General features: G+C 45.3%; 10 protein-coding genes. 8 read left to right on the top strand and 2 right to left on the bottom strand.

Features of this window, described 5'->3' with window-relative positions:
- Window positions 1-62 precede the first annotated feature (62 nt).
- The gene (locus MKX42_RS22080) at window positions 63-1,898 is read left to right on the top strand and encodes a beta-L-arabinofuranosidase domain-containing protein (protein WP_340754631.1); all 1,836 of its coding nucleotides are present in this window, start codon (window positions 63-65) and stop codon (window positions 1,896-1,898) included.
- A gap of 39 nt (window positions 1,899-1,937) precedes the next feature.
- On the opposite strand, the gene MKX42_RS22075 is transcribed toward MKX42_RS22080, so the two are convergent.
- On the bottom strand, window positions 1,938-2,498 hold the full coding sequence (locus tag MKX42_RS22075) for a TetR/AcrR family transcriptional regulator (protein WP_340754630.1): 561 nt from the start codon (window positions 2,496-2,498) through the stop codon (window positions 1,938-1,940).
- A gap of 171 nt (window positions 2,499-2,669) precedes the next feature.
- Between MKX42_RS22075 and MKX42_RS22070 the strand changes: the two genes are divergently transcribed.
- Window positions 2,670-4,199 (top strand): NAD-dependent epimerase/dehydratase family protein, encoded by a 1,530-nt coding sequence (locus tag MKX42_RS22070; RefSeq protein ID WP_340754629.1) that lies wholly within the window; start codon window positions 2,670-2,672, stop codon window positions 4,197-4,199.
- 103 nt (window positions 4,200-4,302) lie between these two features.
- Here the strand turns inward: MKX42_RS22070 and MKX42_RS22065 are convergent, their stop codons facing one another.
- The gene (locus MKX42_RS22065; RefSeq protein WP_340754627.1) at window positions 4,303-5,379 is read right to left on the bottom strand and encodes an AraC family transcriptional regulator; all 1,077 of its coding nucleotides are present in this window, start codon (window positions 5,377-5,379) and stop codon (window positions 4,303-4,305) included.
- Window positions 5,380-5,557: 178 nt separating this feature from the next.
- On the opposite strand from MKX42_RS22065, the gene MKX42_RS22060 reads away from it, so the two are divergent.
- The 6 genes from MKX42_RS22060 to MKX42_RS22035 all read left to right on the top strand — a co-directional run bounded on the left by MKX42_RS22060 (window position 5,558) and on the right by MKX42_RS22035 (window position 15,428).
- Window positions 5,558-5,821 (top strand): GH39 family glycosyl hydrolase, encoded by a 264-nt coding sequence (locus tag MKX42_RS22060; protein ID WP_340754626.1) that lies wholly within the window; start codon window positions 5,558-5,560, stop codon window positions 5,819-5,821.
- A gap of 15 nt (window positions 5,822-5,836) precedes the next feature.
- On the top strand, window positions 5,837-8,224 hold the full coding sequence (locus MKX42_RS22055; RefSeq protein WP_340754624.1) for a glycoside hydrolase family 2 TIM barrel-domain containing protein: 2,388 nt from the start codon (window positions 5,837-5,839) through the stop codon (window positions 8,222-8,224).
- A gap of 98 nt (window positions 8,225-8,322) precedes the next feature.
- Window positions 8,323-9,783, top strand: a complete 1,461-nt coding sequence (locus MKX42_RS22050; protein WP_340754622.1) for a family 43 glycosylhydrolase — start codon at window positions 8,323-8,325, stop codon at window positions 9,781-9,783.
- A complete protein-coding gene (locus MKX42_RS22045; protein WP_340754620.1) occupies window positions 9,780-11,195 on the top strand; it encodes an MFS transporter in 1,416 nt (471 codons plus the stop codon). The genes MKX42_RS22050 and MKX42_RS22045 overlap by 4 nt, the downstream gene beginning before the upstream one ends.
- A 25-nt stretch (window positions 11,196-11,220) precedes the next feature.
- The gene (locus MKX42_RS22040) at window positions 11,221-13,800 is read left to right on the top strand and encodes a family 78 glycoside hydrolase catalytic domain (RefSeq protein ID WP_340754618.1); all 2,580 of its coding nucleotides are present in this window, start codon (window positions 11,221-11,223) and stop codon (window positions 13,798-13,800) included.
- Between the two features lie 95 nt (window positions 13,801-13,895).
- Window positions 13,896-15,428, top strand: a complete 1,533-nt coding sequence (locus MKX42_RS22035; RefSeq protein ID WP_340754616.1) for a carboxylesterase/lipase family protein — start codon at window positions 13,896-13,898, stop codon at window positions 15,426-15,428.
- Window positions 15,429-15,514: the final 86 nt, after the last annotated feature.

Genomic DNA, 15,514 nt, shown 5'->3' with positions numbered 1-15,514 from the left:
TAAAATATAGATGCAGAGTTCTCCGCTGCACTATTATTTTATAGAAACTGAGGTGTCCGAGCTTGTATGCTAACTTTGGTCTGGATGAAGTAGGGCTGACTGACGGGGATTTTGCGTGCCGCAGAGCGCTCGTTAAAAAGTATATTACTGAGTTTGATACGAACCGGCTTATGCACACATTTAGAATCAATGCGGGAATGGTGTCTTCTGCAGAGCCCCTGGGCGGATGGGAAGCCGTGGAGGTTGGCCTCCGGGGACATTTAGCCGGGCATTTTCTGTCGGCTTGTGCCAAATTCGGATTTGGGGACCGGGATGAGGTTTTGAAGGCAAAAGCACTTGAGATTATTGATATTATGGAGTTATGTGCGAAGCCAAACGGGTATTTGAGTGCCTTCGAAGAAGATACACTCGATATTCTGGAGTTCGAAGAGAACAGGAATGTATGGGCGCCCTATTATACTCTGCACAAAATCATACAGGGACTGGTGGACTGTCACATCTGTCTCGGCAGCTCCAAAGCCATGACCCTGGCCCTGAACCTGGCGCATTATATACGCAGACGATTCGAGAAGTTATCCTTGTGGAAAATTGACGGGATACTCCGTTGTACGAAGCTGAATCCGGTGAACGAATTCGGGGGGATTGGCGACGCCTTGTACACCCTGCATGAGATCACAGGAGATCCCCAGCTCCTTGAGCTGGCCAAGCTGTTCGACCGGGATTATTTCCTGGAGCCCCTGGCAGCCGGTGAGGATGTACTTGATAACCTGCATGCCAACACTCACTTACCCATGGTTCTTGCTGCGATGCACCGTTATAACCTTATGGGGGAGGAGAAGTACAAGTCGGCGTCTTTGAATTTCTATGATTTTTTGAAGGGAAGAACATTTGCGAATGGCAATAACAGCTCGAAAGCAACGGCTTTTATCAAAGATAAAGTATCGGAGAAGTCAGAACATTGGGGGGAATATAACAAGTTGGAAGATGCATTGACCGGCGGCGAAAGCGAGAGCTGCTGTGCACACAATACCGAAAGGATCCTGGAACAGTTGTTGAAGTGGTCTGCTTCCATAGAATATCTGGATCATCTGGAATCGCTGAAATATAACGCGATCCTAAACAGTTCGAGCAGCCAAACCGGGTTATCCCAGTATCATCAGCCTATGGGGAGCTCCGCCGTCAAAAATTTCAGCACGCCGTACGATTCCTTCTGGTGCTGTACGGCATCTGGAATTGAAGCTATGAGTGAGCTCCAAAGAAATATTTGGTTTAAAAACGGGGATGCCTTGCTGCTGAATGCTTTTATCTCTTCAAGTGTAATCTGGAAGGAAAAGAATGCTGCAATTACTCAGCAAACTGCTTTCCCTGATGGGTCAACCTCGACAATTACCATTCAAGTTGCCGAACCTGTTGAATTTCGGATGATATTCAAGGAGCATGCAGTCAAAGCTGTTAAAATCAACACGGTTCCCTGCTCCCCTAAGAAGGAGAATAACTACTTCATTATTGAGCGTGTATTCTATGATCAGGATACGATTGAAATTGACATCAATGCCTCCCTGCATTTAGTTCCGCTAAAAGGCTCTGAGAATCGTGCGGCAGTGATGTATGGCAGCATCTTGCTCGCTCAGATGGGTCAAGCTGCGCATTTGCAGGACCTTTCAGCGGTTACTATGAATAGTAAATTCACCAGACTTCCAAGTGAGCTGCTGGAATTTGAGGTGGTTGACCTACTTGGCCATCCGGTAAAATTCATCCCGTTATATCGTATCGAGGAAGAGGTGTATACAGTTTATCTGGACTTGAAAGGGGAACTGAATCCTGACAGCCTGTTTTCAGCGGCCAAGGATGGAAGCACGGCGTATACAGAAGGATGCCGCGTTAAATATAACGGCTAAGGTGCGGCTGCAAGAGCTGCGTTGGAAGCTTCCCAATTATCACTTCTTATCAGAAGCCTTAAAGGCCATTAAAGCATGATCATCCAAAGCGCAAATGAGCTGAGCCAGCTCATGGCTTGATACTGTGAATTTTGTCCGTATCCATTCCTTAATGATGGCTAAGCTTCCATTCACTAAATATGCGTAAGTAAAAGGCTTCATATCTTCAGGAATCTTAAGCTGAAGGTGATTGTCAATGCTCATAAGTATTTCATTAAGCAAACGCTTTGGGAAGAACACATCATCATTTGTTTTGAACAGCATAACGGTGAAGAGTTCTTCATTTCCTTTGATGTAATCTAGAAAAGCTAAGATATATGTGACTGCACTTTCACTGGCTTCTATTTTGATCAGGTACTCATTAGTGTTGTCAATAATCTCTTGCTCTACATTATCAAGCAACTCGTATGCATTAGCATAATGCAAATAGAAGGTGGACCGATTGATGCCTGCAGAAGTGCATAATTCCTTCACACTGATCTGACTTATCTCTTTGTCTTGTAGCAGGCGAATCAGACTTTGCTTCAAGAGCAACTTGGTTAATCGTTCCCGTTGATTCATTGCGGTATCGCCTCCATGAAAAATTTATTTATGACAATAGACACAATCCACGCAAGTGTCCAGATTACAGCAAATTGACGATAGACTGATGGTTGTTAAATAGACACTGTGTCTGTATTCTGAAGGTAGACGAATGAATTGTCAATACAATGATGATGAAGGTGAATGAGGATGGAGAAAAAACGGGTCATGATCACAGGTGCAGCGGGTAACATGGGGAATGAAACGCTGAAGCTGCTGATAAACGATTTGGGAAAATGCGAGTTAATACTCTTCGATTTAGATCATCCTAACAGCCGTCAGAACCTGAAAGCATATGAGGGAATACAAGGTGTTAAGGTTGTCTACGGTGATTTACTCGATAGGGACCTGGTCTACGAATGTGTAAAGGAAGCAGATATTGTACTCCACATTGCTGCTTTTGTATCTCCAGCGGCTGACGAATTCCCCGAACGGGCTATGCGGATAAATTATGGTTCAACGAGAAACATCATCGATGCCATTAAGCAAAGCGGCCGTGCCGGGATCACCCGCTTGGTAAGTATAGGTACAGTTGCACAAACAGGTGACCGTATGCCGCCAATTCATTGGGGGCGTGTGGGAGACCCGCTTAAGCCAAGTGTCTATGATTACTATGCGGTATCGAAGATTGCTGCCGAGCGTATGGTCATTGAATCAGGACTAAGCTATTGGGTGAGTCTCCGGCAGACGGGGATTATGGGTCCGAAGATGAGCAAGATTCAAGATCCGATTATGTTCCATAATTGTCTGGACAATGTACTGGAATACGTGTCTGACCGGGATTCAGGACGCTTAATGCGGAATCTGTGCATTCAGGATATTGACGGAGAATTGGATCAAGGCTTCTGGCAGCATATTTACAACATTGGCGGGGGTGAAAGCTGCCGGGTCAGTACACTGGACATGTACCGGGTGCTCTATGGCAAGCTTGGTATAACGAATCTCGATCATGTGATCGACCCTAAATGGTATGCAACGAGGAACTTTCATGGACAATACTATCTGGACTCCGATAAGCTGGAGAATTATTTGCACTTCCGCCGTGACTCCATGGAGTATTTCTATCAATGCTACCTCGATAATCTTGGGGCACTTGTACCCGTTGCGAAGGTCATCACAAAGCTGCCCGGCGGGCAGAAATTCATGGGGGCAATGATTAAGCGGACGATGAAAAAGCAGGCTTTGAAGAAGCGCGGAACTCTGCGTTTTATTGAAGACAATGCCATTGAGGAAATTGACGCTTTTTGGGGCAACAAACAGAACTGGGAGGCTATTCCTGCCAAGCTGTCTGAAATGAAGGGCTTCTCCCAGTGGGACCAAGCCATCAAGCTTGACCATGGTTACGATGAGGATCAGCCGGCTTCGCAATTAAATATTGAAGATATGAGGGGGGCAGCGGAATTCCGCGGTGGTGAATGTCTCTCTACGGACATGACAACGGGAGATTGGACGGGGCAGCTTGATTTCAAATGTGCGTTTGGACATACCTTCAGCGCCAGTCCCAAGCTGGTCCTAGAGGGCGGACATTTCTGCCCGCAGTGCGAACAGGAGAGCTGGAATTACAAAGAGCGTGCGAAGCGGGAACCGTTCTTTGCCCAAGTGTGGAACCCGATTCAAGGTAAGGAGGATGGACGCGAGTATAAAAAAATTGTATCAGAATTAGATGTCGCAGTTAAATAAAAATGCTGTAAGTGAAGCCCATGAAGTCGCCCGGGCAATCTAGCAGATTACTGATGAACCCAAAAAACAACCTCCATCCCGGGGTTGTTTTTTTATTTGCTATTTACAGCTGGACCTTGCTCTGCGTTCGGTACTTCGATGGTGAAAGACCATAATGAGTCTTAAATGTGCGGCTAAAATGGGAGACATCGGAGAAACCTGTGTAATCCGCAATATCTTCGAGTTTCAGATTGGATTCCATTAAATACTGGACCGCTTTTCTTAATTTTACATCCATTAACAGCTTGGAAAAGCTAGTGCCGGATACCTGTTGTATAATCCTGCAGATGTACTGTTTGCTTAGATGCATGTATTCGGCTACTGACGATAGAGTTGCTGATCTGAAGTCTTTTCTTATATAATTCATAATTTCATTGAAATGCAGTTCAATATTTGAAAATGAAGTTGGGGTTTCAATGTCAGACTGCTTGTGGCGAAACAAGAAGCTAAACAATAACTTCAAGTAGCATTCCATAATCTGGTTTCGGAATTCATCTCCCCATAAGTATTCACTAAATAAGCGTAGCATGGTTTCTCTTACATCATCGTTATCGCCAGTATGAAAGAGGATATAGTTCGATTCCTGCTTGGTTTCTTCGAAAAGTACTTTGTTAAAGAAACTAATCAGGGGAGGATTATGGTGGAATAATTCAAAAAAAACAGAATCAATATATTTACGTCTTATCATCACATAAATACAAATACTTCCATCTAACATTTTTATGGAATGCATTGTATCGGGGGGCATAACAAACAGGTCTCCCTCTGACAACTGAAATGTCTTATTTGACAGTGTAAGAATCCCGCTGCCTTTATGAATATAGATGCACTGAAAGTAGTTATTGGAGTGCATGAGATCAAGAGAGAAATTGATATGTTTGGTTATGGCCATGTTGAGGTCTGCCAAAATAAGCATATTTTCATCCAGTTCCGTTAAACCGGTAATGTATTTAGGGGTTGGTTCAGAATATTGGGGCCAATATACGCGGATTAATTTATTTTTCTTAATATAATTACTGGATAGAAATTTGGTGTAAGTTGAATATTCCTGTAAGGATAGCTTACCGTCGGAGTTTTCTTTGTAGAACTCCTCTAAATTTGTTAATACCTGAAGTATGTGATCCATCTTTTCTGTAAGCACGGTAACCTCCTGTGTCACATTTCGACCTAAATCTAGTCTAGTCTATTGTTTCATCCTATTCAAGATTACTGGCTAATCCTATCCATTAACCCATTAGATAAATAAAGGTAAGATGAATTGGGGAATACAGAAGCATTCCCTCATTGATTTCCTTCTCAGTATCGGGATGAAGCCATTTATGGAGGTTTACATTACATTTAAGGGTGATTTAACAGGGAAACAAGCAACAATTCGGGTTATCGATGAGTTTCATGCCAATCCAAAAGCAAAATGGCTGGAGCAAGGCAGTCCGGTATATCCTACACAGCATCAGCTGCAGGAATTGTTCCAGGCTGCTGACATGATTAGTACCCCTTTTGAACTGAAGTCCCTTCCAAGCGTGGAATGGATCCTTGAGCTTGCTGTTGAACCCCACAGTGTAACAGCTATTGATATTTGGTAATCAAAGGAGAGCCTAATGAACAAACAACTTTTTGATAGTGGCTGGGAATATCATGAGTATGGTTTTATGCCATTGGAGATGGCTGCTCTAGTGCCTTGGCAACCGGTTAATTTACCGCATGATGCATGCATAGCAAAGCCTAGAAATGCCAACAACCCTTCAGGAAGTGGAGAAGGTTTTGTTTCCGGAGGTGTTGTCTACTACAAGAAGACTATCAGCTTCACTGATGAATTAGTCGGTAAGCACATTCTCCTGGAATTCGAAGGCGTGTGTGGCATAGCGGAAGTGATTTTAAACAAGGATTTGATAGCTACCCACCATTATGCCTATACGGGATTCATAGTTGATCTAACAACGAAGCTCCAGCCTGGTGAGAATACAATAATCATTATCGTAAATGACAGTGCCAAGCCAAGTGCCAGATGGTATCAAGGGACCGGGATGTATAGACATGTATGGCTGCATACGGGAGAGAAGGTTCATGTGAAGCCTTGGGACTTACAGGTGTCTACTTCAGAGGTTAGTGCTGAACTCGCGATAGTGGATGCCAGCGTGAAGATTACGAATGCGGAAGACCGTGATGTAGAGGCAACAGCTGTCTTCAAATTATACTATGGTTCTGACCAAGTAGCAGAAGGTACCGCAAAGGTAACACTGGCTCAAAGTGAAGAGAAATTAGCGGATACCCTGATAACAGTAGATCATCCTAAGCTGTGGAGCACCGATGTCCCCAATCTGTATAAGATGATTTGTGAAGTGTCTGTAGGCGGGGAAGTTGTTGATACTATCCAAAGTAACATGGGTATCCGCAGCATATCCTTTGATCCGAAGAATGGCTTCAGCTTAAATGGAGTTAGTATGAAGCTTAAGGGAGGGAGCGTCCATCATGACCATGGCCCCCTGGGTGCGGCCAGTTATGACAGGGCAGAGGAACGCAAAGCTGAATTGCTGAAGGCTTCAGGATTTAATGCAGTGCGGCTGGCCCATAATCCTTTTTCACCCGCATTTCTGGATGCCTGTGACAGGCTTGGATTATTGGTCATTGACGAGGCTTTCGATGTGTGGCGAGTAGGTATGAGTGCTAATGACTACCACCTGTGGTTTGAGAAGGATTGGCAGGAGGATTTGGGCTCTATGATCTTAAGGGATTATAATCATCCGTCTGTTATCATGTGGTGTGTCGGAAATGAGATCATGGAACGGGATGGTCAGTCAGAGGGCTACGCTTGGGCAAAGAAGCTTATTCAATATGCCAGAGAACTAGATTCCACCAGACCTGTAAGTTTAGCAGTTTGCGGACTTATGGAAGATGTTGCCATTAATATGGCTATGGGGAATTTAGGGGCGAATCTTGCGGGAAACGGTGTCGATCCTGACAATGACAGTTGGGGCGATAGAACGGAGGAATTTCTGGAAGACGTAGATGTCGTTGGTTACAACTACCTTAATTCAAGGTATGAATACGATGCTATCCGTTTTCCTAATAGAATAATTGTGGGTACAGAATCTTATCCTCACACACAATATGATAATTGGATTTCCACAATGAATAATCCGAACGTAGCCGGAGATTTTGTGTGGACAGCCATAGACTATCTCGGCGAGGTTGGTATAGGCAGAGTGGAAATCGATAAGGAAGCTGGTTTTCTTGGGGCTAGTTATCCGTGGTTTTACGCTAATGTCGGTGACATGGATGTATGCGGATTCAAGCGTCCCCAGTCCTATTTCCGGGATATTATGTGGGGGAACCGAAATAAACCATACATTGGCGTTTTGCCGCCTGAACTGTATGGAAAGCAAATTAATCACCTTCCCTGGGGCTGGGAACCCGTTGAGAATCACTGGAGTTATCCGGAATACGAAGGCAAGCCGACTAGTGTGAATGTATACTCCGATGCTGATGAAGTAGAGTTAGTGATTAATGGCATCTCACAAGGGAGAAAACCTGCGGGTGCTGCGGTGAAGCTGAAAACAAGCTTTGACGTTATCTACAGCGGAGGTATAATCGAGGCTATTGCTTATATAGATGGAATTGAGTCGGGGAGAGAAACCCTGAAGACTACCGGCGCTCCTGTAGCTGTAAGGCTTACTGTGGATCGGGAGAATATTAAAGCTGAGTATGGGGATTTAGCTTATATTACTGCGGAAGTAGTAGACGGGAACGGTGATTTAATAAGTTATGCAGAAAATGATATCTATTTTAATGTATCAGGGACTGGTGACTTAATAGCTCTGGGTTCTGGTAATCCAGTAACTGAAGAGTCATTCACGGCTAATCATAGACAATTATTCAAAGGCAAGGTACTGGCGGTCATCCGCAGCAATGGGTGCGCTGGAGAAATTTCAGTCGAAGTAACAACTGACGGATTAACGGCAGCCAGATGCTTTATTCATACAATTTAAAGCACGTACTGTAAATAGGGAATCGGTGCAAATTGATTCCTGTTTTACTTTATACATTAATCAAAAGAATTTTATAAGATTTGGGGTAGGGGGAAGCCATGAAAAAGCAAGCGTACAATCCATTTATTCCAAGCTATGAGTACATTCCCGATCCTGAGCCGTATGTTTTTGACGGTAGAATATATGTCTTCGGGTCACATGACAAATTTAACGGCACAACTTACTGTATGAACAACTATGTAGGCTGGTCCGCATCCGTTAACGATCTTGGAGATTGGAAGTATGAAGGTGTAATTTATGACAAAGTCCAAGATCCATTGAGCAAACAAACAGGAAATCATTATCTTTACGCTCCCGATGTCGCAAGAGGTGTAGATGGGAGGTACTATCTATATTACAGTTTGAGCGGCACACATATTTTATCAGTAGCAGTATGTGATACACCTGCAGGCAAATATGAGTTTTATGGTCATGTGCAGGATAAAGCTGGTCATGTCCTTGGTTCTGATAAGGGAGAATATATTCAGTTTGACCCTGCTGTTCTGGTAGATGACGATGAAAGGGTTTACTTATATTCCGGATATAATCCTCCAGTTGTCAACAGTTACTCAGGCAGAAAAGTAGTGGGAGCCTTTGTAATGGAATTGGAAAGTGACATGCTGACGGTGAAAGAGGGTCCAAAGGTAGTTCTGGACAGGAAGGAAGAGGGCTTCGGGTCCCATCATTTCTTTGAGGCATCCTCAATCCGCAAGATCAAGGGTACGTATTACTTTATTTATTCATCAAGGCATAGTCATGAGCTTTGTTATGCTACTAGCCAGTACCCGGACAGAGACTTCAAGTATGGCGGCACAATTATATCCAATGCGGATATTTACTTGAATGGCAGACAGAAGAAAGAAGCGTTAAACTACTTCGGTAATAATCATGGAAGTTTAGTGGAGATTAATGGTACGTGGTATATATTCCATCATAGGCACACCAATAAAAATCCGTATTCCCGGCAAGCCTGTGCAGAGAAAATTGTAATTGAAGAGGATGGATCAATAAAGCAGGTTGAAATGACATCTTGCGGATTAAATGGAAAGCCATTAAAGGGTGAAGGGACTTATGAAGCAGGAATTGCCTGTAACCTTATGAGCAAGAAAGGCGCCAGAGGATCGTTTCTCTTATTCTTGACAGGAAAAGGGCACCCATATCTTACTCAGGAAGGCGAAGACAGAGAGGGGAATTCCAATCAATATATATCAAATTTCAGGAATGGTGCAACTGCCGGGTTTAAGTATTTTGAATTTGAAGGCACGAACCGGATCGGGATTGTAACACGCGGAAATGCGACTGGAAAAGTAAAGGTCTCAACCGAACTGGGCGGAAAGGCCGTAGCGGAGATAGAGGTCTCCTCATCTGAGCAATGGAAGCATTTTGAAGGGGAAATGACTTCGCTTAACAGGGTATATCCGCTTTATTTTACTTTTGAAGGAAAGGGTAAACTAGATCTGATCAGTTTTGATTTGATCAAAAATACAACCAATACAAATCATAAGGGGAATTTAAGATGATTGCAGAAAACGATGTAAAGGAAGGACGGACTATAGAGCCTGTTGGTCCTGGTGATGATATCCCATTACAACTTCGAAAAGGGCAACTGATCGGCGATAGCCTGGGACTGGCTGGGAATTCGCTAATTGCAATTCTGTTTAGTTCCTTTGCCATGTACTATTTAACGACTATTGCTCATTTAGATAGTACTCTGCTAGGCACTCTGATATTGATTGGATCTATCCTTGGCGCGGTAACAAGTTTTGCTACAGGAGTAATGATTGATAAATTCGACTCCAGACATGGCAAGGTAAGACCCTGGTTAGCGGGATCTATCCTGCCTCTGGCATTGCCCCTCATGCTGCTGTTTTCCATTCCGGAAGGTCTTGAGCTGTCCAGCAAAATGTTATGGGCGGGTGCCTGCATAATCCTGTTCAATGTAGGAACCTCCATGTTCACTTCGGCTTCAGGTTCATTAATACCAATGGCAACCCGAAACCCGCTGGAACTGACAAAGATGAGCTCAGGGCGAGCATTAGGCACCATTGGTGGGGCTATGGTTGTAACTTTAGGCTATGTGCCAGTTGTTGAGCTAATGGGGGGAGATCAACGGGCATATTTTATCGTCACCACTGTCTTGATAGTCGTAGCTTCCTTGCTTATGTTCAATCAATTCAGGACTTCACATGAGAATGTAAAGACGATTAACCGTGATGAGAAAGGCGTTGAAAAGAAGGTTCCCTTTAAGGATGCAATGAAATCCATTTTGAGAAATCCATATTTCCTTGTTTCTTGCCTAGTCCTTTTCGTAGTAACCGCTACTCTTTCTTTGAATAATGCAACCAGTGTTTATTATGCCCGCTATATTCTCGGAGATATAAAGCTGCAGAGTGTGCTGGCAATGGTTGGTGCGGCTCCAGCAATACTAGTCTTTGTGTTTCTTCCGGCTCTGGTCAAAAAGATAGGTGTTCGATGGATCGTGGCTTGTGGGGGGATATTTGGAATAGTAGGCGGATTCATTCGTCTAATGGATACAAGCAGCGTACCCCTTGCCTTCTTAGGGTTTATGATCTCCGGAATAGGGTCTATACCATTAGCAGCGGTAATTACAGTTCTTGTAAACAGCACTATAGATTATGGGGAGTGGAAAAGCGGTATCCGTGTACCTGGGATGATGATGAGTCTGGTTGGTATAGCTACGCTTTTAGCAAATTCTCTGAGCATTTCCGGCATTGGGTGGATACTGGGTGCGACCGGTTTTGATGGAGCGGCAGCTCAGCAGTCCAGTTCGGCAATCGGTGGAGTCTTAATGATTAGCATTTATCTGCCAATTATTTTAGCAGCTATTTCTTTTGTGTGTATGCTCTTTTGGAAGCTGGAGAAGAGACACCCTCAAATTGTAAGCGAGCTCAGAGAAAGAAATGGAGAATAGTATGTAAGGAAAAGGAGTTAATATCATGATTCATGCAGTGAATTTAAAGACTGAATATCTGTTGAACCCTATTGGAATCGATATCACTTCACCGCGTTTGATGTGGAATGTTGCAGACGGAATTAAACAATCTGCCTATGTCATTCAATTGGAAATTAACGGAGATTTGATATCTACAGGTGACAAGATAGAAACGGGTGAAATGTCGGCCAGGATAACGACTGCACTGAATAGCCGGGATATCGTATCATGGCGAGTGAAGCTTTATGATGAATCAGGGGAAGCAGGACCTTGGAGTGAACCGGCGTTTTTTGAAATGGGTCTGCTGCAGCCTGCGGACTGGAAGGCCAAGTGGATCATGGGGAATTACGTTCACAGTAAAAAAAAGAAAGTCCGTTATCCGGTGGATTGCTTTAAAAAAGAGTTTCAGACCCCCGGAGGAATTGTAAAAGCCAGATTATACATTACTGCGAATGGAGTTTATGAAGCGAAGCTGAATGGAAAACGTGTTGGAAATCAATATTTCACGCCAGGCTCCACCAATTATGATGTCCGTACACATTATCAGTCCTTTGATGTTAAGGATTTGCTGTCCGCTCAGAACACGATGGAGATTGAATTGGGGGATGGATGGTACGCCAGTAAGGCAGGGGTCTTTGGGGGGAGTAAAGTGTTTGGGTACGAACCGAAACTCCTGGCACAGCTGGAAATCACAGATGATGAAGGAAATAGGATGATCATTACTTCCGATAACAGCTTCACTTGGAGTAATGATGGACCCATCTGCTATGCTGATATGAAGGATGGAGAGATTGTTGAAGCATGGAGGAAGCCAACTTATTCTTCTGTTGCCTTGGAAACCTCATATAACGGTGTGGTTTGTTGTTCTAATAATGTTCCTGTTGTAGAAAAGGAGCGACTTCGGCCTGAAGTGATCAGAACACCAGATGGACAGACTGTTCTTGATTTTAAACAGAATATAGCAGGTTATGTTGAATTTTTTGTGAAAGCGCCTAAGGGTCATAAAATAACAATGGTTATGGGAGAAAAGTTAAATGATGAAGGGAATTTTACGATAAAAAATATCTCCTATGATGGAGAATATACGAAATCACACCTGCAAAAAATCGAATATATCTGTAGTGGCAATGGTGAAGAATATTATAAACCAAAGTTTAGCATCCAGGGATTTCAATACGCTTTGGTGCAAAATTGGCCGGGTGAGGTTAAGCCTGACGCTTTTACGGCAATTGCCGTATATTCGGATATGGAGGTTACGGCTGAGTTTAATTGCTCCAATGAGGGAATCAACAAAATTGTGGAGAACACTTTATGGAGTGTGAAAGGGAATTTTATGGATGTGCCAACCGACTGCCCTACCCGTGAGAGGGCTGCATGGACCGGGGATGCACAGCTATTCTTTGATACAGGCACGATATTTATGGATCAGGCTGCATTTTATAGAAAATGGATGCGGGATGTATGTGACGAACAGGCCGAGAACGGGTTGGTGTATAACATTACTCCGAGAGTCAGCAACTTCCGCAATTCATTGTCCGTGGAGGGGTCCAGCGGGTGGGGGGATGCTATCGTATTGATACCCTATCGTTATTGGAAGCGCTATGGGGATGACAGTGTTATGAAAGAGCATTACGATTCTATGGTACGCTGGATTGAATTCTTCATGACTAGGTTAGGAAAGTATAATATATTCTCCTTTTTAAAGTTTCCGGCTTCTAATAAACACAGAGCCTACATTGTAGGACAAGGCAGACATTTCGGAGAATGGAGTGAACCCAAAGGCACGGAAGGCAAGATGGCTCTACTGTATCCAAGACCGGAAGAGGCCTCAGCCTATCTGGCCTACTCCCTGAAATGCCTTGCTGAGATGGCCGAGCATCTGGGAAAGCACAAGGAAGCGGGAGAATACGCGGAGATTTCACAGAAGATTAAAGAGGCGTATCAGCACTATTTTATAAGCAAAGAAGCTCTGGAAACTGAAAGAATGGCCAAGCTGGTCAGACCGGTTGCACTGGATCTGGTGAATGATAAAGACAAGGGAATGTTGGTGGAAAAACTTGTTGAATTAACAAGAAGACGGAAACATAAAATCGGCACCGGTTTTTTATCCACTCCATTTGTATTGGGAATCCTAAGTGAGTATGGATATACAGAGGATGCCTGGAGGATGTTAACCCAGCCGGACAATCCGGGCTGGATGTATCAGGTAATCAACGGAGCAACAACCATGTGGGAGAACTGGACACCGGATGCCTCGCTTAACCATTATTCAAAGGGGGCTTGCTGTGAATGGTTGTTTAGTGGTCTTTGCGGTATAAATACTTCTGGTCAAAAGAACCATTTTGTCATTAAACCCACACCATGCAGCGAGTTGAACTATGCCAAGCTTACTTATTCAAGTGTATATGGAAAAGTAACAAGCGGGTGGGAAATAAAAGGGCATGAAGTAACCTATATCATTAAAGTTCCTGGAAACTGTACAGCTGACATTAGACTGCCTGACGGTAATCAATATAAAGTGGGTAGCGGGACATACGAATATGTTACTACAAAGGTGGTATGGAGCACAAGCATGTTAGAATAGATCAATTACGGCCGTGCTTAGATCATTGTTTTGGGGCAAGGGGTCTATTAGAATTTGGGGGTAAGCAACGATGTGGATGTAAAGGAGACGGTAATATGCTTAGAATGGTCAATGTGGAGAATGGCACGGTAAAAGGCTTGCCCGCAGCCGATCCCCGGATTACGAGCTTCAAGGGAATACCGTTTGCTGCTCCGCCTGTAGGCGAGAACCGCTGGCGGGCACCGCAGCCTGCCGAAGACTGGGAGGGTGTACTTCAGGCCCACGAGTTCGCACCGGTCTCCATGCAGGTCAGACAGGAGCTGGATGATAACAATATCTATACCCGTGAGTGGGCGGTGGAGCCTGACATTGCGATGAGCGAGGATTGCCTGTACCTGAACGTATGGACCCCGGCCAAACAGGCGGACGAGAAGCTACCCGTCTATGTATGGTATTTCGGCGGCGGGCTGCAGGTGGGCCATCCGGCAGAGATGGAGTTCGACGGCGAACGGATTGCCCGCAGAGGGATTGTGGTGGTGACGATTAACTACCGGCTGAATATCTTCGGCTTCCTCTGCCATCCTGAGATTACGGCGGAATCGCCGGAGTCGCCCGCTAACTTCGGCAACCTTGACCAGCAGGCCGCTACCCGCTGGGTGAAGCGCAACATTGCTGCGTTCGGCGGTGACCCCGACAACATCACCATCGGCGGGCAGTCAGCGGGCGGCGGCAGTGTCATGAGCCAGCTTACCTCTCCGCAGAACGAAGGATTGTTTCAGCGGGCAATTGTTGAAAGCGGTATCTTCACGGACCTGTATCCGGGAACCCTGCTGCCGCCGCTCCGGGGGACACTGCAGGAGGCAGAGCAGGATGGCATCGAGTTCTTCAAGTACCTGGGTGTATCCACACTTGCGGAAGCGCGGAAGCTGGATGCGGTCTATCTGCGGGACAAGGCAGTAGCGCTTGGCGGGTTCTGGGGCACCGTTGCGGACCAGAAGTTCCAGGTGGGGAATCCGTTCGATCTGTTCGTGCAGAATAGACGCTTGAAGGTGCCGGTTATGCTCGGCCATACCTCCTCGGAGTTCTTCAGCACTCCGAAGGTGCAGTCCTACGGGGAGCTCAAGCAGCTTGCGGCGGACATGTTCGGGGAGGATGCGGAGACCTTCCTGAAGCTTAGCGGCGCAAGGCCGGATGCGGTTCAGGAAGCGGCGGAGCGGGCATCGGTAAGCGGGTTCGAACACGCTATCCGGATCGCCGGGCAGGCGAATGCGGATACCGGAAGCGAAACCCCGCTCTATTACTATAATTTCGATGCGGAGATTCCGGGATGGGATAACCCGGGCACCTTCCACTCGGTGGATCTGTGGTTCTTCTTCGAGACGCTGGCCAAGTGCTGGCGGCCGTTTGTCGGCAAGCATTATGATCTGGCCCGCCAGATGTGCAATTATACCGCCCACTTCATCCGTACCGGCGACCCGAACGGACAAGATTCGACAGGCGAAGCATTGCCGCACTGGGAGCCGTACACCCCGGAAGCACCTTACGGGATGCTGTTCGCAGACAAGGCGGAGTTCTCCAGAGAACAACCCGGCGAGATCATGAATTTTCTGGTGCAGCAGTACTTCAAGAAGACTGGCAGTCCGGTCTGAGGGGATTCTGCTCTTGATAGGATCAGCGGCAGTTTAAGACTTTATTTATTGAGTCTTAGATTGCCGCTGTTTTTATTACTGGACAG

This window comes from Paenibacillus sp. FSL R7-0204, from assembly GCF_038002225.1.
Taxonomy (GTDB): Bacteria; Bacillota; Bacilli; order Paenibacillales; family Paenibacillaceae; genus Paenibacillus_AQ.
Note: the sequence above shows the minus strand (reverse complement) of the source record. Positions and strands in the feature narration are given on the sequence as shown.

Coding starts and splice junctions, on each gene's coding strand:
- MKX42_RS22075 (WP_340754630.1), bottom strand. CDS start 2,498: ATGAATCAACGGGAACGATTAACCAAGTTGCTCTTGAAGCAAAGTCTG.
- MKX42_RS22070 (WP_340754629.1), top strand. CDS start 2,670: ATGGAGAAAAAACGGGTCATGATCACAGGTGCAGCGGGTAACATGGGG.
- MKX42_RS22060 (WP_340754626.1), top strand. CDS start 5,558: ATGGAGGTTTACATTACATTTAAGGGTGATTTAACAGGGAAACAAGCA.
- MKX42_RS22055 (WP_340754624.1), top strand. CDS start 5,837: ATGAACAAACAACTTTTTGATAGTGGCTGGGAATATCATGAGTATGGT.
- MKX42_RS22050 (WP_340754622.1), top strand. CDS start 8,323: ATGAAAAAGCAAGCGTACAATCCATTTATTCCAAGCTATGAGTACATT.
- MKX42_RS22045 (WP_340754620.1), top strand. CDS start 9,780: ATGATTGCAGAAAACGATGTAAAGGAAGGACGGACTATAGAGCCTGTT.
- MKX42_RS22040 (WP_340754618.1), top strand. CDS start 11,221: ATGATTCATGCAGTGAATTTAAAGACTGAATATCTGTTGAACCCTATT.
- MKX42_RS22035 (WP_340754616.1), top strand. CDS start 13,896: ATGCTTAGAATGGTCAATGTGGAGAATGGCACGGTAAAAGGCTTGCCC.